The 20,302-nt window shown below is 68.6% G+C and carries 18 protein-coding genes; 3 read left to right on the top strand and 15 right to left on the bottom strand.

Annotated elements, in window-relative coordinates:
• Window positions 1-53: 53 nt before the first annotated feature.
• A complete protein-coding gene (gene mprF / locus AC5P7I_RS00275; protein ID WP_014647963.1) occupies window positions 54-2,618 on the bottom strand; it encodes a bifunctional lysylphosphatidylglycerol flippase/synthetase MprF in 2,565 nt (854 codons plus the stop codon).
• Between the two features lie 192 nt (window positions 2,619-2,810).
• Here mprF and AC5P7I_RS00270 point away from each other — a divergent pair, with 192 nt between their 5' ends.
• Window positions 2,811-3,158 (top strand): RidA family protein, encoded by a 348-nt coding sequence (locus tag AC5P7I_RS00270; protein WP_005418155.1) that lies wholly within the window; start codon window positions 2,811-2,813, stop codon window positions 3,156-3,158.
• Window positions 3,159-3,208: 50 nt separating this feature from the next.
• Here AC5P7I_RS00270 and rnfB read toward each other — a convergent pair whose 3' ends face one another.
• From rnfB to AC5P7I_RS00225, 9 genes are all read right to left on the bottom strand, one after another.
• Window positions 3,209-3,622, bottom strand: a complete 414-nt coding sequence (gene rnfB, locus AC5P7I_RS00265) for an Rnf electron transport complex subunit RnfB (RefSeq protein WP_014647962.1) — start codon at window positions 3,620-3,622, stop codon at window positions 3,209-3,211.
• A gap of 25 nt (window positions 3,623-3,647) precedes the next feature.
• Window positions 3,648-4,238, bottom strand: a complete 591-nt coding sequence (locus tag AC5P7I_RS00260; protein WP_032958670.1) for an HAD family hydrolase — start codon at window positions 4,236-4,238, stop codon at window positions 3,648-3,650.
• 78 nt (window positions 4,239-4,316) lie between these two features.
• Entirely contained in the window at window positions 4,317-6,398 is a 2,082-nt protein-coding gene (gene metG, locus AC5P7I_RS00255; protein WP_495222134.1) for a methionine--tRNA ligase, read from the bottom strand.
• Window positions 6,399-6,500: 102 nt separating this feature from the next.
• Window positions 6,501-6,944 carry a DUF2147 domain-containing protein gene (locus AC5P7I_RS00250; protein WP_012480941.1) on the bottom strand — a complete coding sequence of 148 codons (444 nt, stop codon included), beginning with the start codon at window positions 6,942-6,944 and terminating at the stop codon, window positions 6,501-6,503.
• A 419-nt stretch (window positions 6,945-7,363) separates the two neighbouring features.
• Window positions 7,364-7,768: an SMU1112c/YaeR family gloxylase I-like metalloprotein gene (gloA2, locus tag AC5P7I_RS00245; protein ID WP_014647959.1), complete on the bottom strand. Its 405-nt coding sequence runs from the start codon at window positions 7,766-7,768 to the stop codon at window positions 7,364-7,366.
• On the bottom strand, window positions 7,765-8,835 hold the full coding sequence (locus tag AC5P7I_RS00240; protein WP_014647958.1) for a serine hydrolase domain-containing protein: 1,071 nt from the start codon (window positions 8,833-8,835) through the stop codon (window positions 7,765-7,767). The genes gloA2 and AC5P7I_RS00240 overlap by 4 nt, the downstream gene beginning before the upstream one ends.
• Before the next feature lie 16 nt (window positions 8,836-8,851).
• Window positions 8,852-10,792 (bottom strand): DUF885 domain-containing protein, encoded by a 1,941-nt coding sequence (locus AC5P7I_RS00235; protein WP_262088030.1) that lies wholly within the window; start codon window positions 10,790-10,792, stop codon window positions 8,852-8,854.
• Between the two features lie 94 nt (window positions 10,793-10,886).
• The gene (locus AC5P7I_RS00230; protein WP_049442351.1) at window positions 10,887-11,672 is read right to left on the bottom strand and encodes a queuosine precursor transporter; all 786 of its coding nucleotides are present in this window, start codon (window positions 11,670-11,672) and stop codon (window positions 10,887-10,889) included.
• Window positions 11,669-12,364: a DUF502 domain-containing protein gene (locus tag AC5P7I_RS00225; RefSeq protein ID WP_049404662.1), complete on the bottom strand. Its 696-nt coding sequence runs from the start codon at window positions 12,362-12,364 to the stop codon at window positions 11,669-11,671. The genes AC5P7I_RS00230 and AC5P7I_RS00225 overlap by 4 nt, the downstream gene beginning before the upstream one ends.
• A 76-nt stretch (window positions 12,365-12,440) precedes the next feature.
• On the opposite strand from AC5P7I_RS00225, the gene AC5P7I_RS00220 reads away from it, so the two are divergent.
• Window positions 12,441-13,757 (top strand): hypothetical protein, encoded by a 1,317-nt coding sequence (locus tag AC5P7I_RS00220; RefSeq protein ID WP_262088029.1) that lies wholly within the window; start codon window positions 12,441-12,443, stop codon window positions 13,755-13,757.
• Window positions 13,758-13,765: 8 nt separating this feature from the next.
• Here AC5P7I_RS00220 and AC5P7I_RS00215 read toward each other — a convergent pair whose 3' ends face one another.
• The 5 genes from AC5P7I_RS00215 to trxA all read right to left on the bottom strand — a co-directional run bounded on the left by AC5P7I_RS00215 (window position 13,766) and on the right by trxA (window position 19,337).
• The gene (locus tag AC5P7I_RS00215; RefSeq protein ID WP_262088028.1) at window positions 13,766-14,482 is read right to left on the bottom strand and encodes a hypothetical protein; all 717 of its coding nucleotides are present in this window, start codon (window positions 14,480-14,482) and stop codon (window positions 13,766-13,768) included.
• Between the two features lie 47 nt (window positions 14,483-14,529).
• Window positions 14,530-14,982: a DUF4442 domain-containing protein gene (locus AC5P7I_RS00210; RefSeq protein ID WP_014647953.1), complete on the bottom strand. Its 453-nt coding sequence runs from the start codon at window positions 14,980-14,982 to the stop codon at window positions 14,530-14,532.
• Window positions 14,983-15,049: 67 nt separating this feature from the next.
• Window positions 15,050-16,675, bottom strand: a complete 1,626-nt coding sequence (locus AC5P7I_RS00205) for a CHASE2 domain-containing protein (protein WP_069116173.1) — start codon at window positions 16,673-16,675, stop codon at window positions 15,050-15,052.
• Window positions 16,672-18,372, bottom strand: coding sequence for a FecR family protein (locus AC5P7I_RS00200; protein ID WP_041863677.1), 1,701 nt, complete (start codon window positions 18,370-18,372; stop codon window positions 16,672-16,674). Before AC5P7I_RS00200 ends, AC5P7I_RS00205 begins: the two co-directional genes overlap by 4 nt.
• Window positions 18,373-18,479: 107 nt before the next feature.
• Complete coding sequence (gene trxA, locus AC5P7I_RS00195; protein ID WP_014038035.1) at window positions 18,480-19,337, bottom strand: thioredoxin; 858 nt, start codon at window positions 19,335-19,337, stop codon at window positions 18,480-18,482.
• A 323-nt stretch (window positions 19,338-19,660) separates the two neighbouring features.
• Between trxA and AC5P7I_RS00190 the strand changes: the two genes are divergently transcribed.
• Window positions 19,661-20,260 carry a DUF998 domain-containing protein gene (locus AC5P7I_RS00190; RefSeq protein WP_053494988.1) on the top strand — a complete coding sequence of 200 codons (600 nt, stop codon included), beginning with the start codon at window positions 19,661-19,663 and terminating at the stop codon, window positions 20,258-20,260.
• The last annotated feature ends 42 nt before the right edge of the window (window positions 20,261-20,302 follow it).

The raw sequence follows: 20,302 nt of genomic DNA, 5'->3' as shown, positions 1-20,302 counted from the left end.
TCGACACCTACCGGGCGGCAGGTGGCGCCGGGTATGCCTGGTGGTGCGGGGCGTCAATTGCGCCGCGGGTCCAGCGAGATCAGGCGCGTGGCATCCAGCAGTGCGGCCGGCAGGTGCATGCCACCGGGCGCAGCGAGATAGCGTGGCCGCCACTGCGGGTCGAACTTCGACTTGAAGCGGCGCAGGCCACTGAAGCCGTAGAAGCGTTCGCCATGCCGCGCCAGCAGGCCGGCCAGGCGGTTCCAGCGGCCGGCCAGGCGATGCTGCGCCAGCCCGGACAGTGGCGCCATGCCCAGCGAGAAGCGTGCATAGCCCTGCGCGCGGCCCCACAGGAACAGCTCGATGAAGAGGAAGTCCATCGTGCCCTTCGGCGCCTCGTTGACGTGGCGCATCAGGTCCACCGACAGCTCGGCACCGGCCGGCGCCTGCCACAGGTTGGCGAACGCCACGATCTGGCCTTCGGCCTCGACCAGTGCCACCGGGAACCGCACCAGGTAATCCGGGTCGTAGCTGCCCAGCGAAAAGCCCTTTTCGTCGCCGGCCTTGTCTTCCAGCCACGCGTTGGAGATCGCGTGCAGGCGCGGCAGCAGGCTGGGAATTTCCTCCACCGGTGCCACACGGAAGGACAGGCCGCCGCGCTTGCCGCGGTTCCAGGCCTGGCGCAGGTCCGCACGTTCGCGGCCTTCCAGGCCGAAATCGTGCAGCGGCACCATCGCTTCTTCGCCCAGCTTGACCAGGCCCAGGCCCAGGTCGAGGTAGGTCTGCCAGTAGGACTCGCCGACCTGGTAGAACACCGGGCGCAGGCCGAGCCGGTCGGCTTCCTCGCGGAAGCGCCAGATCAATGCGCGGGCGACCTCCGGCGGGCCGACCGGATCGCCCATCGCGATCAGCGAACCGCCGTAGCGCTGCATCATCACGAAGCCCTGTTTCGCCTCGTCGCGCAGCACCGCCTTGTCGGCGGTCAGTACCAGGCAGGCCTGGGTATCGGTGGCACCGGCCAGTACCGGCGCCAGTGATTGCAGCGTGGCCTCGTCGGCGGCTGGCAGCGGGCTGCGCGTGCTGTGCAGCAGCCGCGCCAGGCCGAACATCACCAGCGCGATCGCCACGACCAGCAACGCGCGCAGCGCGCGTGGTGCGTTGCCGGATATCGCAAACTGCCACCACAGCTCGTTCTGGTACTCGACATGGCTGTAGGTGAAGAACAGCAGCCAGGTGACCGCGACCAGCACCAGGCCGAGGTTGCGCAGCCACGGCCATGACCAGGCTTCGTCCAGCAGCGCGCCCTGGCGGTAGAACTCGCGACGTGCGGCCCACAGTGCCATCGCCACCAGCACTGCCGAGACGGCGATCAACAGTTGGCCACCCCGCAGCCACAGCGGCAGCGGGGTGATCACGCACACCGCCATCGCCAGCACCCACGCGGCGTGGCTGCGCCGGGCCAGGCCCTGGCCGATCAGCAGCAGTGCGACGCCGCTGAGGCTGCCGATCAGGTGCGAGGTCTCCAGGATCGGCAGCGAGGCATTGACCAGGTGACGGCGTGGCGTCGGCAGCGTGCCGTCGATGACCAGTGCGGCGCCGATGCTGAACACCGCCAGCGCGATGATCTGCGGCAGCCACGGGCGCAGCGCGTTCCAGCCCGCACGGGTTGCCCCGGCGCTGGCCTGCAGCGGTTGGCGCAGGGCGGGCGCAAGGGCGAGCAGGGTGGCCAGCACCAGCGGCAGCACGTAATAGGTGACGCGGTAGATCAGCGCCGCTGCCAGCACCGCCGCCGGTGCCACCTGCGGCAACAGCTTCAGCAGGCTCCACTCGAACACGCCAAGGCCGGCGGGCACGGTCGAGACCAGGCCGGCCAGCACGGCCACCAGGTACAGGCCGACGAAGCCGGGCAGTCCGGTCGGCGTGGAGTCCGGCAGCAGCACGTAGAACGCGGCACTGGCCAGCACCAGTTCGATCACGCTCAGCACGGTGACGCCGATCATGGTGCGGCGGTCGGGCAGCCACAACGCATGGCCGAACACGCTGAACTGCCGTCCATCGCGGCCGACCAGCAGCACGGTGCCGAGATATGCGAGCAGGGCGACGATGCCGACGATGCGCACGGCATCGGGATTCAATGGCAATGCCAACGCTGCCGCTGCAGGTTCCATGCACAGTGCCACGCTGATCAGCAGCCATGCCCCGAACACGAAGCCGAGCGTGCTCATCAGCACCACCTGGCCGATCTGCGCCAGGTCCAGGCCGGCGCTGCGGTAGCCACGCAGGCGCACCGCGCCGCCGGTCAACGCGGCAAAGCCCACGGTCTGGCCCAGCGTGTGCGCAAGGAACGCGGTGATGCCGACTCGCGCAGGGTGCACGCGGATGCCGCTGCGACGCAGGCCGATGGCATCGAAGCCGATCAGGCAGGCGTAACTGGCCAGGCCGAGTACCACGGTGAGCGCGATCTGCATGCCACTGAGCTGGCGGAACGCCTGGCGGATGGCCCGGTAGCCGTGCTCGTCGAACTCGTTGGCCAGGCCGTGCAGGGCCAGGGCGAGGATCAGCAGCGGGATGACGATGGTGGCAACCCGCTTCCAGGCTGGCGTGGAAGGGGCAGTGGTGGAATCGACGGGGACGGTCATCGGCGCAAGGGTGCGGCAGGAGGGGCGAGGGCGGTGTCAACGCGGGCGTGGCGCATCGTGCGCCTGTCATCGTCATTTGACCAGTGGGACCGTCGGAGCCCGGTAGTGACGTGTCGCGGAAGGTGCCCGTGCACCCACCGTCGACCGGATTGGAGGACAATGCAGGCCTGATCACCCGCAGGAGCCACGCCCATGATGGAGCGTTACGACGTCGGACCGCGCATGTCCGAAATGACCGTGTACAACAAGGTCGCCTACCTCTCCGGCCAGATTCCGGAAGACACGAGCCAGGACATCACCGGGCAGACCCGGCAGGTGCTGGCGGAGATCGACAAGCTGCTGGCACTGGTCGCCAGTGATCGCCAGCACGTGCTGCGCGCGGAAGTGTTCCTGGCCGATATCGCCGACTTCGACGGCATGAACAAGGCGTGGGACGAGTGGGTGGTCGAGGGCGCGACCCCGGCCCGCGCAACCTTCGAAGCCAAGCTGGCCCACGCCGAGTGGAAGGTCGAGATCGTGGTGACGGCGGCCGTGCCATAACTGCGGGATGGGGCCGGATCCCTTTCCCGCGGAAAGGGATCCGACCCCTGTTACAGGGGCAGCAACTCGATGCAGTCCACCGGGCACGGCGGAATGCACAGTTCGCAACCGGTGCACAGATCGGCGATGACCGTGTGCATGTACTTGGCGCCGCCGACGATGGCGTCCACCGGGCAGGCCTGGATGCACTTGGTGCAGCCGATGCAGTCGGCTTCCACGATCAGCGCCACCTGCGGCACCTTGTGTTCGCCACGCGAACGATCAAACGGAATGGCAGGCACGCCCAGTACCTGCGCCAGCGCGCGCGCGCCGGCATCGCCGCCCGGCGGGCAGCGGTCCACGCCCACCTCGCCGCGCGCCATCGCCTGCGCATACGGGCGGCAGCCGTCGTAGCCGCACTGCCCGCATTGGGTCTGCGGCAGCAGGCGGTCGAGGCGTTCGGTCAGGGGCGGGATCAGGCTCATGCGTGGCGAAGGCTGCGCGTCGGGGTTACTTCAGGGGTTTGCCACGGAACCAGCGCTCGTGGGCCAGCGCCAGCATCGGCTTGTCTTCGGAACTGTCTCCGTAGGCATGGATGCGCACGTAGCGGGACAGATCGAACTGGCGACGGATGTGCTCGACCTTGCGCGGGCCGCAGTCGCCACCGGCATAGCGACCGGTCAGGCGGCCGTCCTGGCTTTCCAGCCGGTTGCAGATCAGCTGCAGGCCCAGCTGCTCGCACCATGGCCGCAGGTACAGGTCGAGCGAGCCGGACACGATCACCACGGTATGCTGCTGTTCCCTGTGCCAGCGGATCTGCTCCAGCATTTCCGGGCGCACCACCTCGGGCAGGAACTCACGCGAGAAGCCTGCGGCCAGCGTGGCGATGTCATCGCTGTGGCGGTTGCTGAAGGTCAGGCGGGTGACGCGTGCACGGATGCGTTCGGCCGAGATCAGTTTCAGCTTGTATGCGGCCAGCCACGGGCCGACCTTCCACCACGCCTGCGCCAGCTGTTCGGCGGTGGCCACGCGGCGCAGGAAACGGCCATAGGTATCGCAGGTGGTCACGGTGTGGTCGAAGTCGAACAGCGCCAGTTCCATTCCATTGCTTCCCATCGCGTTGCCTCCGCTGGCCGATGCTGCCGGCAGGCGCGGCGGTGGCCGCGCCCGCTGCAGGCATCAGCGGACCGGCATGCCCGGCTGCGCGCCGCTGTCGGCGTCCAGCAGCGCCAGCGCGCCGCCGTCGAAACCGGCCGACAGGATCATGCCTTCGCTCAGGCCGAAGCGCATCTTGCGCGGGGCCAGGTTGGCGATGAACACCACGCTGCGACCGACCAGGGCTTCCGGCTCGCCGTAGCTGCCACGGATGCCGGAGAAGATCTGGCGCTTGCCCAGTTCGCCGGCATCCAGTTCGAAGCGCAGCAGCTTGTCCGAACCTTCCACGAACTCGCACACCAGCACCTTGCCGATGCGCAGGTCGAGCTTGGCGAAATCGTCGATGCCGATATAGGCCGGAGCATCGGCGCTCTTCGCGTCGTCCTTGGCCGGGGCCGGTGTGGCCGGCTTGGCGGCGTCGGTCCTGGCGGCGGGGGCGGCAGCGGCGGCCGGCTGCAGGGTGTCCTTGGAGGCGTCGATCATGGCGTCAATCTTCTTCGGGTCGATACGGGTGAACAGCGGGGTGTAGTCGGTGATGCGGTGGCCCAGCAGCGGCTGTGCCAGTTCGGTCCAGTCATTGACCGGCGCGGCCAGGAAGGCCTCGGCCTGCGCGGCGGTGGCCGGCAGCACCGGCTTCAGTGCGGTGACCAGCACGCGGAACAGGTTCAGGCCCTGGCTGCACACGGCCTGCAGCTGCGCGTCGGCGCCTTCCTGCTTGGCGATGACCCACGGCTTGACGTCGTCGATGTAGCGGTTGGCTTCGTCGGCCAGGGTCATGGTCAGGCGGATCGCCGCAGCCGGGTCGTTGCGCTCGTAGGCTTCGCGGATCGGCGCCAGGCCGTCGACGAAGCGCTGGTACTGCGCCGCGTCGGGCAGCTGCGCGGCCAGCTGGCCGTCGAAGCGCTTGCTGATGAAGCCGGCGCAGCGGCTGGCCAGGTTGACGAACTTGCCGACCAGGTCGGCGTTGACGCGGGCGATGAAATCACCCAGGTTCAGGTCAAGATCGTCGACGCCACCGCCGGACTTGGCGGCGTAGTAGTAGCGCAGCGCTTCCGGCTCCAGGCCGGCATCGAGGAAGGTACGCGCCATCACGAAGGTGCCGCGCGATTTGCTCATCTTGGCACCGTCCACGGTCAGGTAGCCGTTGACGTGCAGGCGGGTCGGCGCGCGGTGGCCGGTACCGTGCAGCACCGCCGGCCAGAACAGGCCGTGGAAGTTGACGATGTCCTTGCCGATGAAGTGGTGCAGTTCGGTGGCGGTGCCGGCGCGCAGGTGCGCTTCGAAGTCTTCGCCGAGCTTGCCGCACAGGGTCTGGAAGCTGGACAGGTAGCCGATCGGCGCATCCAGCCAGACATAGAAGTACTTGCCCGGCTGGCCGGGAATCTGGAAACCGAAGTACGGCGCATCGCGCGAGATGTCCCACGCGCGCAGGCCACCTTCGGCGTTGAGCCACTCACCCAGCTTGGCCTTCACGCCCGGCAGGGCGACATCGCCGGCCAGCCATTCGCGCAGGAATGCATCGAAGTGGCCCACCTCGAAGAAGAAGTGCTCCGAATCGCGCATTTCCGGCGTGGCGCCGGAGATGACCGAACGCGGCTCCTTCAGGTCGGTCGGTGCATAGGTCGCGCCGCAGACTTCGCAGTTGTCGCCGTACTGGTCGGGGCTGCCGCAGTTCGGGCAGATGCCCTTGACGTAGCGGTCGGGCAGGAACATGCCCTTGGCCGGGTCGTAGAACTGGGCGACCGAACGGCGGCTGATGTGGCCGGCCGCTTCCAGCTTCAGGTAGAACTGCTCGGTCAGTGCCTTGTTGGCCGCCGAGTTGGTCGAGTCGTAGTGGTCGAAGGCCACGCCGAAGGCGGCGAAGTCACGTTCGTGGCTGGCCTGGATGTTGGCGATGAAGGTTTCCGGGGTGACCCCGGCCTTTTCCGCGGCCAGCATGATCGGCGTGCCGTGGGTGTCGTCGGCGCAGACGAACCAGGCCTTGCCGCCGCTCATTCGCCGCGCACGCGCCCAGATGTCGGCCTGGATGTAGCCGACCAGGTGGCCCAGGTGCAGCGGGCCGTTGGCGTAGGGCAGGGCGGTGGTGACGAGCGCGGTACGGGTCATGGTCGCGGGGTGAAGCCGAGGGGAACCGCAGAGTATCGCATGCCCGCAACGACGTGACCCGGCCGGGGCCGGGTCACGGGGATGAAGCGGGGGCCGGGGCGCTTATTCGCGCTGCCAGGTCTGCGCGCGGCAGATGAAGGCGATGCAGCCGGACACGTCCAGCCTGGTGCCACCCGGCTGCAGCTCCATCTTCGACTTGTAGGTCTTGCCGTTGGCCGGGTCGAGGATGGTGCCGCCGGACCACTTGTTGGCGCCATCGGCCTTCAGGTTCCAGAGGATGGTCATGCCCTTCACCGGCTTGTTCCTGTTGGCGCCTTCACATCCATCGCAGACCGGGTTCGGGCCCTTGTCCGAGTGCAGGATGTCGACCACCTTGCCGGTCAGGGTGCCGTTGGCGGCCTGGGTGATCTCGACGATCGACTTCACCTTGCCGGTCTTGTCGTCGATGGTCTTCCAGCGGCCGGCGGCGCCGTCGGCGGCCTGGGCCGACAGGGCGGCCAGGCACAGCGGCAGTGCCAGCAGCAGGGTCTTGAAGGTGTTGCGCATGGTCCCCTCCCAGGGTTCATTCCGGCACGGTGCCGGCATGGGTCGACTGTATACCCATTCGGCGGGGTATGGGGAAGGGGGGGCTTTGTAGGGCTGCGCCCTGCACCTGCAGAGGCAGCCGCAACAGCCGGAGCAACAGCAAAAGCGGACTTGCTGAGGGATGGCGGGGCACTGTGGGTTTGCGGGGCCGCCGTAAACCCGTCCCTGGGGGCTTGGTCGCCGCATCCATGCGGCTCACACCCCGCAAACCCACAATGCCCCGCCTTCGACAGTTTCCGGCGATCTGCCGGTGCTGGTGCGGTTGGTGGGTGTCGACCTTGGTCGACACAGATCCATGCCATGCGTGGATGACGTTTCCGGTGGCGGCGATGGGGTCAGATCCCTTTTCCGTCGGAAAAGGGATCTGACCCCCGGGGACGTCAACCGGCTTCGTACAGCTCCAGCGGCAGGTCGTCGGGGTCGGCGAAGAAGGTGAAGCGGCGGCCGGTGTACTCGTCCACGCGGATCGGTTCGCACACTACGCCGTGCGCTGACAGGCGCTGGATGAAGGGTTCCAGCGTGGCCACGCGGAACGCGAGGTGGCGCAGGCCCTGGGCTTCCGGGCGGCTGGGACGGGGCGGCGGCGAGGGGAAGGAGAACAGTTCCAGCTGGCCGCCGTCGGGCAGGGCCAGGTCCAGCTTCCAGGAATCGCGCGCGGCGCGGTGGTTCTCGGCCAGCACGCGCAGGCCGAGGATGCGCACGTAGAAGTCTTTTGAACGTGCGTAGTCGCTGCAGATCAGTGCGGCGTGGTGGATGCCCAGCAGGGCACCGGAATCGGCGGTCATTGCAGGGTGTCCAGCCAGCGCTGGGCGATCTTCAGCGCCAGCGGATAGGGTTCGGGGTCGTTGCGGTTGGTCAGAACGATCACGGTCAGGTGTTTTTCCGGGTGGCGCACGATCACGTTGCGGAAGCCGATGCTCTCGCCGCTGTGCCATTGCACGGGGCCATTCAGCCGCCAGCCGAACCCGTAGTGCGGTACATCCGGTTCGGGCGTCGATGTGGCGGGGCTGAACATCGCGCGGCGCGAGGCCTTCGACAGCAGGCGGTCGTCGTACAGCGCCGCATCCCAGCGGGCCAGGTCGTCCAGCGAGGAATAGATGCCGCCATCGCCGAGCACGGCGCTGGTGGTGCTCTGGTCGGTGCGCTGCCAACGGCCATCGATCCAGCTGTAGCCATAGGCGCGTGCGGCGATGGTATCGATGCCGTCCTGATGGGCCACGGTGTGGGCCATGCCCAGCGGGCGGAAGATGCGCTGTTGCAGGAAGGCTGCGAAATCCTGGCCGGAGGCGCGGCCGACGATCAGTGCCAGCAGCGCATAGCCGCTGTTGCTGTAGTGGTACTGCGTGCCGGGCGCGAAGTTCAGCCGGTCCTGGCGCGACAGCAGGGTCAGCACATCGGCGTCATGCACCTGCCGAGCATCAGCCGGGTCCATCAGGTCTTCGTAGTCGGGCAGGCCACCGGTATGCGAGAGCAGCTGGCGGATGGTGATGGCGGCCGCAGCCGGGGGCAGTTCGGGCAGCCATTGCCGGGCAGGTTGGTCCAGCCCGAGCCGGCCATCTTCCACCAGCAGCAGCACCGCCGCAGCGGTGAACTGCTTGCTGACCGAGGCCAGCCGGAAGTTGCTGGCCGCGGTGACCGCCGTGCCGTCCTCCACCACCGCCAGGCCATAGCCGCGCCGGAATACCGGTTTGCCGTCATGCAGCACCAGTACGGCGGCGCCGGGCACCTGGCCGTCGTAGGCCTGCATCAGGCCGTCGATGCCCGCATCCGGTGGGGCCAGCACCGGTGCGGCAACGGTGGCCAGCGGCAGCAGGCCCAGCACGGCGGCGAACAGGGCGACGGCAGGACGCATGGCGGCTCGGGAAGGCTCAGGGTGACGGGGCGGGCGTGGCGCTGGCCGGCTGGGCCATCCAGCGTTCCATCTTGCGGTCCAGCACGTCCAGCGGCATCGAGCCGTCCTTCAGCAGTTCGGCGTGGAAGCGGCGCAGGTCGAAGGCGGCGCCCTGGCGCGCCCTGGCCTTGTCGCGCAGGGCGACAATGGTGGTCAGGCCGGCCACGTTCGACAGTGCCTGGCCAGGCTGGGCCATGACCCGCTCGACTTCGGCGTTGGCATCGTCGCTGCTCATGTCCACGGTCTTCTGCAGGTAGGTGACAGCCTGCTGCTTGCTCCAGCCCTGGGCATTCACGCCGGTATCGGCCACCACGCGGGCGGCGCGCAGCAGGCGCGAGTACAGGTAGCCGATGCGGTCGTAGGGATCGGTGTAGATGCCCAGGTCCTCGCCCAGCGTTTCGGCGTACAGGCCCCAGCCTTCGACGAAGGCGAGATCGCCACCGAGGCGGCGGAAGCGCGGCAGCTTGGCCAGCTCCTGCTGCAGGCCCAGCTGCACGTGGTGGCCGGGGATCGCTTCATGCAGGTACTGCACCGGCACGTTCCAGCGCTTGCGGCCGGGCAGGTCGCGGGTGTTCACGTACAGCACCGCGGATTGCCCGGGCAGTGCCGGCTGGTAGGCAGCGGCAGCGGCGGTGAGCGCACGCTCCGGTTCCACCGCGTGTACGTCCAGCGGCGCCTTGGGCAAGGTATCCAGCACCTGCGGCAGGCGTGCGTTGACCTGCTGCTGCACCTGGCGGTAACGGTTGATCAGCGCATTGGCATCGCCGTACTGGAACTGGCGGTCGTTGCGCATGCTGCGCAGCAGCTTGGTGGGGGTGCCGCGCAGCTTGGCATCCTTCATCACCGTGGCGATCTGCGCCTGCAGTTCCTGCACGCGCTGCTCGCCCAGTGCATGCAGCTGAGCGGCAGTCTGGTCGCTGGCGGTGGTCTGCACGATCAGGCTGGCGTACCACGCCTGGCCATCGGGCAGCGCGCTGAGGCCACTGCTGGCGCGCGTGGCGGGCAGGTATTCGGTGGCAATGAAACCGCGCAGGGCGCGGTAGGCCGGCATGATGCGCAGTTCGATCATGCGCTTGTACTCGGCACTGATGCGCGCTTTGTCCTCGGCCGCGATGGTGTTGGGCATGGTGCGGATCGGCGACCAGAAGATGCTCTCCTCAGCGGTCGGCTTGATGACCGCATCCAGCTGCGGCAGCACCTTCTCCATCAGGTCGCGCGGCTGTACCACGCCGGCCTTCATGCCCTGGCGCATGTTGTCGATGGCCTGGTCGAACAGTTCGGGAATGCCCAGCGAACGGCGCGACCAGGTGTCGTAGTCCTGCACGGTGTTGAATGGCTGCGCGCCGGCACCGGCACCGAGGATCGCCATGATGCTGCCGATGTTGTAGTACTGGCTGATCGGCATCATCCAGCTCGGGTAGCGCTCGGCGGCCAGCGAGGCGCGTGCGTCGCGCACGAAGATCTCGTAGCTGAGCAGGTCCTGGCCCTGCAGGCCATCACTGCCGAGCTTCTCGACCTTGCCCAGCCATTGCGTGGTGAAGTCGTGCGACTGCTGGCGCCAGGCGGCGGACAGGATGTTGGGCAGCTGGTCGTTGTAGCGGGATTCGCCCTGGAAGGTGGCCTGCAGCGGGTTCAACCGCATCGAGGCATCCCAGTACTCGTCGTACAGGCGCTCCAGCTGTACCTGCTTGGGTACGGCACGGGCCGGCGCGACCGGACGCGGCGCGGCGCGGCGTGCCGAGCTGCCACGCGCCGGTGCGGTGGCGCGGGCGGGCCTGGCCTTGGGCTTGGCAGCCTGGCGGGTCTGCGCGGCGGCAGGGCGGCTGGCTTTCTTCTTCGCTGCTTCGGCCGACGGCACGGCACTGAACAGGAACAACGCGGCGATGGCGGCGGCCAGGGCGCGGGTGGGATGCGGCATCAGGAGCTTCCGTGGAACACAGACCGTGGAGCTTGCACGATCCGGCCGCGTACGGCCAGCGTGAAGGCGCAGTCAGCTTGCCGCCGCTGGGGCTTCAGTCAGCCGCCGCCGCCGCGCGCAGCGCAGCGGCCCTGTCTGCGCCCAGATAGCGGGTGATCGCACGCCGCATCAGGTACAGCACCGGAATCAGGGCAATTGCAAAGCCCATCTTGTAGATGTAGTTGACGCTGCTGACGGCCAGGAACAGCGAGGTCGGCCAGTGCTGCGGGCCGAGCACGAAGGCGATCCAGATCACCACGAAGCTGTCCACCACCTGCGATATCGCGGTGGACCCGGTCGCACGCAGCCACACGTGGCGCTCGCCGGTGGCCTGGCGGATGCGATGGAACACCGCCACGTCGATCAGCTGGCCGAGCAGGAAGGCCACCAGTGAACCGGCGATGGTCCACATGCCCTGGCCGAACACCGCTGCGAATGCGGCCTGGTAGTCCGGCACGCCGTGCCCGTCCATGGAGGTGATCCACCAGCTGGCCGGCGCCAGCGAGATCGCCGCGAAGGCGAACAGGAAGCCATAGGCGATCAGGACCACGGCCAGCCACGAGATGAAGCGCACGCCGCGCTTGCCGAAGAACTCGTTGATGGTGTCGGTCATGATGAACACCACCGGCCATAGCAGGGTGCCGGCGGTGAAGCTGAGCGAACCAGTCTGGCCGAACAGATTCCAGTTCAGCGGATCGATGCCGAGGGTGTCTTCCAGCGCGAAGATCTTCACTCCGATCAGTTCGGCCAGCACCGCATTGCCGCAGAAGAACGCAGCCAGCACGATGAACAGCAGGACCGCGCGGTCCTGCAATGGGCGCTCGATCGGCGCCGCGGTCATTCGCTGCGATCGCCGGGGCGATCGCCGGCGCGCGTGAACGGAACGCTGGACGGCGCGACGGCGCCGCCGGAAATGATGAAGCTCATGGCCTGGTCGACGGTCCAGTCGGTCGGGGTCAGCAGTTCCACCGGCACGATTTCCAGGTAACCCGAAGTCGGGTTCGGCGTGGTTGGCACGTACACCGCGGCCAGTTCACGGTCGGTGCCGTGTTCCTTGATCACGCGGGTGACCAGCCCGACCGACTTCATGTCGCGGTGCGGGAAGTCGATCAGCACCACGCGCTGGGTGCTGCCCGGTTCGGTCTGCAGCATGTCCAGCAGCTTCTTGGCGCTGTCGTAGATGATGCTGGCCAGCGGAATGCGCTTGATGACCGCGCCGACCCAGCGCAGCAGGCGCTGGCCCAGCACGCGGCGGCTGGCCACGCCCACCGCCAGGATCACCAGCAGGGTGGCCAGCAGGGCGATGGTGTTCTGGATCCACTCGGCCCGGACCCAGCCGAGGTAGTGCGGAAAGCTTGTCGCGATCTGCTCGGAAAGTGGCACCACCAACGGGCTGGAAATGCCCGACAGCAGCACGAACACGAACTTGACCACGACCCAGGTCAGCCAGATCGGCAGCAGGGTCAGCAGGCCGGTCAGGAACAGGCGCTGCAGGGAGGGGCGGGGGACCAGGGCGGGGGCTTCGAGCGACATGTGCGCATTGTAGCGGTCACGGCCGCTCGATTACGCTGGGCAATCGACTGCGGCAACGGCACATGGAAGGGAAGCTGTGTTGAAGATTCTGCGCGGACTGGGTTGGACCCTGGCAGGCCTTCTGGTGCTGGCCATCGTGGTGTGGTGCGCCTCGCGCATGTGGCCGGTGCCGGAATCGCGGCGACAGGCCCAGCAGCGCCTGCAGGCCCGCCTGCCTGTCCACGGCCACAACGGTTTTGCGCTGCTGTGGACGCTCGCGTTCGACGATCTGGACGCGCGCCAGCGCGAACAGGCCCTGGCCCGCGACGTGCAGCGTTGGGAGGCCGATCCGCGCGGCAATGGCGGCGCCGGACCGCAGCTGGCGGAGGACCATGACGCGCTGCGATCGCGACCGGCGGCCAGCTGCGGACCGACCGCCAGTGACTGCCTGGGCCAGGTGCGCGCCGATCCGCAGCGCTTCGTCGATGCCCACGCTGGCCACCAGCAGCTGCATGCGCGCCTGGACCAGCTGGCCGATGCGGACCACTTCGTGTCGCCATTCCGGCCCAAGGGCGACGGCATCCTGGTGCCGATGCCGACCTATGGCCTGATGATCGATGCCACCAGCGCACGCGCGCTGGCCTATGTGCAGGGCGATATCGACGGTGCGCTGCGTGGCAGTTGCAGGGGGCTTCAGCTGGGCCGGCGGCTGGTGACGGGCGGCAGTTACCTGGTGGAGAGCATCATCGGTGCCAGCCTGGTGCAGGCCAATGCCCAGCTGCTGGCCGACATGCTGGTCGAACTGCCGGCCGACCATCCGTTGCCAGCGGAATGCGACCAGGCAATGCAGCCGATGCTGGCCGCCGAACAGAGCCTGTGCCGTGCGATGCAGGGTGAGTACGCGATGAGCCGGGCTGCGATCGAAACCTCGGCGCAGGAATTCGGCGGGGTGCTGGTCCTGGATCGCAGCAGTACCCTGGCGCGCGCGGCGGGCAATCTGGGCTGGGCCTGCGGCGCGGCGGCGATGGCGGCGCTGGAAGCGGATCGCCCGCTGCCGGTGCCGGCACCGCCGCAGCATGACTTTGGCTGCCTGTCGAACATCCTGGGGTGCGTGCTGACCGATATTGCCCGCCCGGTCTATCCGGCCTATTCGTCAGGGACCCAGGATGCCGCCGCGATGGTGCGGCTGATCGGCGCGCAGCGCTGGCTGAGGCAGCAGGCGCAGGATCCGGTGGATGCGCTGCAGCGCCTGCCTGCGCAGTTCCGCTCGCCGGTGCGGGCACCGCAGCTGTCGGCCGATGGCCGCCGTCTGCAGGTGCCGCGGCGTTCACCGTCGCGCAGCACCGACGAGAGCCCATGGCTGTCGGTGCCGCTGGTGATGGAGAACGCCCCGGCCGCTGCTGCGCGCGATTGAGCAGCGTCTCAGTCGCTGCCCGCCAGCGGATCGAATGCCCAGCCATCACCGATGGTCTGCAGCGTCCAGCGGCGGCGGCTGTGCAGGGGCTCCCAGTGCACGCTGTCCTTGTCGTCCTCGATGCTGCCTTCGCTCCGCTTTACCCTGCCAGTGGAGAAGTTCACGCTCACCGACTCGGTCTGCCCGGAATTGCGCATCACCGAATTCTGGTCGTAGCCGATCAGCGCAAAGGCATCGTCCTGCCAACGGAAGGTAAAGGCGGTCGTGCCCATTGACCAGCTGCCCGCGCTGGCGAATGAAAACAGTGCGACCTTCAGGGTGCCCCGCTGGATGCTGACGCCGCCGTCTTCGAGCGGGTCGCTCATCACCGGATTGTCCGGGCGCGGTATCAGCTGGTGGTCCTGCACCGCCAGCACATAGCCGGACGGGCGCGACCACGCCACGGCGAGAATGCGCGGGTTGCTGTCGTACGGCGAGGGACCCAAGCCATCGTGCTCGATGACGTTGCGTGGCGCCTGCTGACGCAGCACCAGCACCAGGTCCGCGCGGCCACCCTGGTCGAGATCGCCTTCGACACTCGATTCAAGTGCCCAGCCCTGCGGGACGAAACCGGCGGCATTGGCCGCCTGGGCCGGCAGCGTCGGATATTGCACCGGTGGCAGGTCGAGAGCGTGGGCGGTGAAGGACAGCAGGGTCAGCAGTGTGGCAAGCGCATACGGGCGCATCGGAGCCTCCATGGCAGGGAGGCCGAGGATAGCGCGCGCGTGCTGGATCAGCGTGCGTGCGGCTTCAACCGCAGGTACACCTGCTTGCGTACCTGGGCGACCACTTCGCCGCTTTCGTCGACGACATCGTTGCTGAACCAGCGCAGCACCTTTTCGCCGCCGGCCGCTTCGGCACGCAGTTCGGCCAGCAGTGCATCATCGATGCGGAACGAAGTGCGCACCGTGCCCCGGCCAGGCTTGAGGAAATCGATCGCACCGGCCCGGTCCCACACGTAATAGTCACGGCCTAGGATGTGCAGCAGGCCCAGCATCCAGAATGGATCGGTCATCGCGAACAGGCTGCCGCCGAAATGCGTGCCCACGTAATTGCGGTTCCACGGCCGCAGTCGCAGTGCCACGTCGATCTGCCGGTAATCGGGCGTGATCCGGGTGACGTGGATGCCGGTGAACAGGAACGGCGGCCAGAGGTTGATGCCGAAGCGGAACAGGCGGGCGTTCATGCGGGTCCGGGGCGCGGGGCGAGGTGCCCAGTCTAACCATTCGCATGCGTATGTTGCACCCCGGGAGTCACGTCCCGCCGTCGATCATGAACCCGTCGCGGCCGTTGGCCTTGGCCTGGTAAAGGGCGGTGTCGGCGCCTTCCACGAAATGGTGCGGTTGCAGGTCACCGTCGGGCACGCGGGTGAATACCCCGATGGTGAGCGTGACGCCGTCATCGCTGCCGTCGCCCGGCGCCGGCAGTGCACGCACGCAGGCAATCAGGTCCTCGATCACCCGGCGCGCGCCCTCGGCCGGCGTATCCGGCAGCACCAGTGCGAATTCGTCGCCACCGTAGCGCGCCGCCATGTCGCGCGGGCGACGGGCATGCGCGCCGATCAGGCGGGCGACATCACGCAGCACGCGGTCACCGACCTGGTGGCCATGGCGGTCGTTGTGGCGCTTGAAGTGGTCGACGTCGATCAGCGCCAGGCTCAATGGCTTGCCACTGCGCCGCGCGGCGTCGCATTCCTGCTGCAGTGACTGCTCGAAGCGCAGGCGGTTGCCCAGGCCGGTGAGGGCATCGCGGTTGGCCAGGCGGTGCCAGGCCGAGATCCGCCACACCGCCCAGACCAGCAGTGCCAGCACCACGCCCAGCATCGCGCTGGCCGGTGCCCACCACAGGTCACCGGTGCGCAGCAGCAGCCAGCTCAGCAGCGGCGGCATCGGCAGCGAACACAGCGCGACCAGCCACGGCAGGCGCAGGCCGAGCAGGATCACGCACAGCGCCACCAGCACGCCACTGATGGCGTGCTGCCAGGCGTGCGGCAGCACGTCGATCTGCTTGTGCTGCAGCAGCATCGAGGTGATGTTGGCCTGGTACTCGCTGCCGCTCATCCAGAACTCGCGGGTGGTCGGGGTCAGCAGGCGAGGCGCGATGCCGCTGGCCGTCATGCCGACCACGATGCGGCGGCCATGCAGCATCGCTCCATCCACGTGCCCATCGAGCACGTCCGCATAGGACACCTGCGGCAGCCGCTCGGGCGGGCCGGCGTAGCGCACGCGCACGTAATCATCGCGACGCCATTGATAGGGCGAGCCCAGCGCCGGGTCGGGGTCGGGCAGGCCGCGTACCGCACCCGCAGGCAGGTCGGCCAGTGCCAGGCCCAGTGCCGGCCAGTGCGGCCGTCCGATACCGGCGTGCAGATAGACGCCGCGGGCGACGCCGTCCCCATCCACCTCGACATCGGTGTGGCCGATCGCGGCGGCACTGGCGGCGATCTGCGGGATCGGCAGCATTTCCTCGGCCATGCGGTCGCCGGCCGCCGGTGCCGCCAGCACCGGCAGCACCACCCGGCCGTTGCGTCGGATCGCGGCCGCCAGCTCATCATCCTGGCGGCTGTCGCGACGGTCGGGTTCGGACAGCATCAGGTCCAGCGCAACGCGTTCGGCGCCGGCATCGGTCAGGCGGTCCAGCAGGCGGGCATGCACCGAGCGCGGCCAGGGCCACTGGCCGATACGCTGCAGGCTGCCTTCGTCGATGGCCACGATCAGCACGCTGGGGTCGGGGCGGTAGTCCCAGTTGCCGACCAGTGCGTCATAGGCGGCCTCGTCCTGCCGCCACAGCCATTGGCCCTGGCTGGCCACGATGGTCAGCACGCCGGCCAGCAGGGCCAGCAGGATCCGCTTCGACCATGGCAGCGGCGAGCGCCTCACAACAACAACCAGAGCAGCAGTGCACCGCCACCGGCGCCGTAGCACAGGCGGCATGGCAACGGGATCTGCTGGGCAGGAGAGAACTCGCCGGCGTGGCCGTCATCGTCGATGTACTGCACGCGCACGTGCAGCGTGCCGCTCCACGGGCGCTTGAAGCTCACCTGCGGCTGGGCCACGGTTTCATCGATCAGTGGGGCCTTGAAGTCACCGCGGCGATCCACCTGCACCCGGTAGCGCTGGCCTTCGCTGCCGGCCTGCCAGCGCAGGGTGAGCTCGCCGTGCGCGGCCTCGGGCGGTTGCAGTGCCGGGTCCACCGGCTCGTTGCTCAGCTGCAGCGGCAGCGCCTGGCCATAGCGGCCCTGGTGGCCTTCGGCATCGCGCGAGGCCACGCGCCAGTAGTACTGTCCGGGCGGCAGCGGTTGCGCCAGGCGCAGGTCGGTCGCATGGGTAGCCTGCTCCTGCAGTGGCTGCCGGAAGCTGGGTTCGGCGGCGATCTGCAGCACGCTGCTGCGTGCACCGGGGGCCTGGCTCCAGCGGAAGCGCGGGCGGTCGCTGTTGATCGTCTGCCCATGCAGCGGCGATACGGTCAGCGGCGGCGGTGGCTGGTCACTGAGCTCGAAATCGGCGCTCGCATCCAGGCCTTCGACGCCCTGTGCGTCGACCGCGCGCAACAGGAGGCGCAGCTGGCCGGGCGGCAGGTCGCCGATCGCCAACCGGGTGTCGGCGGTGGAGGTGGCGAACAGCAGGATCTCCGGCGTTGCCGCCTGCACCACTTCCACCCGGTAGTGATCGGCGCCAGTGACCGGTTCCCAGGCAAGCAGGGTCGGCAGCGGCGCCAGGCGCAGCGCGTCATTGCGCAGCGCCGGCGCCGGCAGCAGGGCCGAGACCGCGGCGGGGGCCGCATCGGCGCTGCTGCTGCGGGTGGACTGCCCCGGCCGTACCAGCCGCTGGCCATGAGGGTTGCCGACCTGCACCTTGCCCTGCAGGACCTCGGTGGCGCCGACGTGCCCGGTATCTCCGGCGCTGACCCGGAACACCGTGCCGCGCACGCTGCTGGTCGCGGTGGGTGCATCGATGATGTAGCGCGAGGCCGGGCCGCGCGCCGGCGTCACCCGGTTGCTGGCGCGCCCCTGCTGCAGGCGCAGGCGGGTGTCGACCATGCCGGTGTGGCCATAGCGGCTGAGCTGGTCCAGGCGCAGGCGCGAGTATTCGCGCAGCTGCAGGCGCGAGGCATCGGCAAATTCCAGCGTGATGCTGGAATCGCCCTCGGTTTCCACGGTGTCACCGATATGCAGCTGCTCGCCGGCCTGGAGCGCACGGGTCGCCGTGCCATCGGCACCGGACAGCTCGACCTTGCCGCGCACCGACAGCACCCGGGCCGGCGCCGGTTCGGTGCGCAGCCAGCTGATCGGGAAGCGCAGCAGCTGGCCCGGCGGCAACTGGTAGGGGTTGTCGATGCGGTTATGCTGCTGCAGCTGCTGCCAGCGTACCGAGGGTTTCAGGTACAGCCCACCCAGGTCCCACAGGGTGTCGCCGGGCCGGACCCGGTAGTTCCAGTCCTGGGCGCCGGCGATGGCAGGCGGCAGGAGGAGGGCGCAGAGCAGGGCGCCCGTTAAACGCATGGCGAACGACAGAGAGCGGACGACGGTCACAGTTTGCAATCCCGGCAATGCGGGGGTGCAGCTGCAAGACCCCATGGCCCCGACCTCATCCCCCCGAACGGATCGTGGCGACCGCAAGGCCGCCAGCGCGCGCATTATTGCCCGCGTTCAGTGCAGGGATTCTGAACGGAGCGGGCTTCCGTTCAGAACAGCAGCGACGCCATCCTGCGGCGGTACTGGCCTACAAGGTCCTCGTCGGAGATCACGTTGAAGGCGTCGATCAAGGCTTTGCGTGGCAGGCCCTCCTCGAATCCACGGTCGATCCGCAGCATTTCCAGGAACTGCGCCAGGGCGGCCTCGTCATGCCCGCCCAGCAGCAGCTGCACGCCGCGCAGGTGGCGGGCCTTGAGATCCTTGCCATCAGCGGCGATGCGGGCCTCCAGCACCTCGGCCGCCGGGGCATCCTTCAGCGCAGCGGCGAAGGCCAGGCGGGCACGGGCGCGCACGGCGCGGTCGTCGGTGGCCAGATTGGCCGGGAGGCCGTCGATCAGGGTACCGGCCTCGTCCACGCCGCCGATCTGCAGCAGGGCCAGGGCCAGGTCGAGCTTCAGCTCATCCTTGTCCGGCTCGGCGGCGATCTGCGCGCGCAGTACGTCGACCTGCGCCTGCGGGTCCAGCGGGGCGTCATCTTCAGGGGCGGCATCGCCGACATCGGCCGGCACGATGCCGTGCTGGGCCAGGAATTCACGCAGCTGGCCTTCCGGAATGGCGCCGGGGAAGCCGTCCACCAGCTGGCCGCCCTTGACCAGGAACACGGTGGGCACCGAGCGGATCTGGAAGGCCGCCGCGATCTGCTGTTCCTTGTCGACATCGACCTTGGCCAGCTCGAAAGCGCCGTTGTACTCGGCAGCCAGCTTTTCCAGCATCGGGCCCAGGGTCTTGCACGGCCCGCACCAGGTGGCCCAGAAGTCGACCAGCACCGGCGTCTGCAGCGACTTCTGCAGGACTTCGGCCTCGAAGGTCGCAGTGGTGGCGTCGAATACGTAGGTCGTCTCGGTCATGGGGGAGGCATCGCTTGGCATCTGGAGACCGATTCTATGGTGACGATCGATGTCGGTCTCAACCCTGCCATCACGGAGTACGCCCTCGAGTGATGCTGGCGGGCCGGCAGGGGCGCAGTGCAGCGTGTGGATCACCCACTAGCCGGAGGCGACAGGCTTCGATGGGGAGGCGCGCTTGCGACAGGGCGGAACGGCCATGCCTCGAGCATCACGGTAGGCGCAGCAGGCGGATATTGAATTGCTCTGGAATGCGCCGCGCTTGGCGCATCGCGCCGCTACCGCGACAATGCCGTGGTCCATTCCTTTCCAGGTGATTGCGCGCAATGTCCGTGGTCCGGCTTGATCGTTGGTTGGGGCTGCTTGCGGCAGTCGTATTCGTCCTGGCCGTGGCCGGCTTCGGTGCCGGCCTGGACGGCTATGCCCAGGCTCGCCACCCGGTGGCGCTGCTGGGTGCGCGCGGTGTACCGCATGCGCTGGCCTTCAATCTGCTGGGTTTCGTGCTGCCCGGCGTGCTGGCGGTGGCGGTGGCTGAACGCCTGCGCCGCAGTCTGCCGGCCACCGCTGGCTGGGCGCCACGGGTCGGCAGCCAGATGCTGCTGCTGGCCGGTCTGGCCTTTGCCGCGATGGGGCTGCTGCCACTGGACGTGGATGACCTGCATGGGCCCGCCAGCCAGTTGCATGCCAGCGCCTGGATGATCTGGGTGCTGGGTTTCGTCGCCGGCACCGTGCTGCTGGGCGTGTCCCATCTGCGCCAGGCGCATGGCCGGGCCTTGGGCGCAGTGGTCCTGGGCTGCGGCGTGCTGGCCGCGCTGGCGGCGTTCGCCCTGCAGGGCACACTGCCGGCGCCGATGGCACAACGGCTCGCGTTCGCCTGCTGGCTGGTCTGGCTGGCGGCGGCCCTGCCGCTGTCGCGTCCGCGCTGAGACGCCTCCCCGAGCGCCGCGGCGCCGGCGTCCGGCAGGCAG

This window comes from Stenotrophomonas sp. YJH_SMC_138 (genome assembly GCF_059369855.1).
This window is presented reverse-complemented; position numbering and strand designations above follow the sequence as displayed.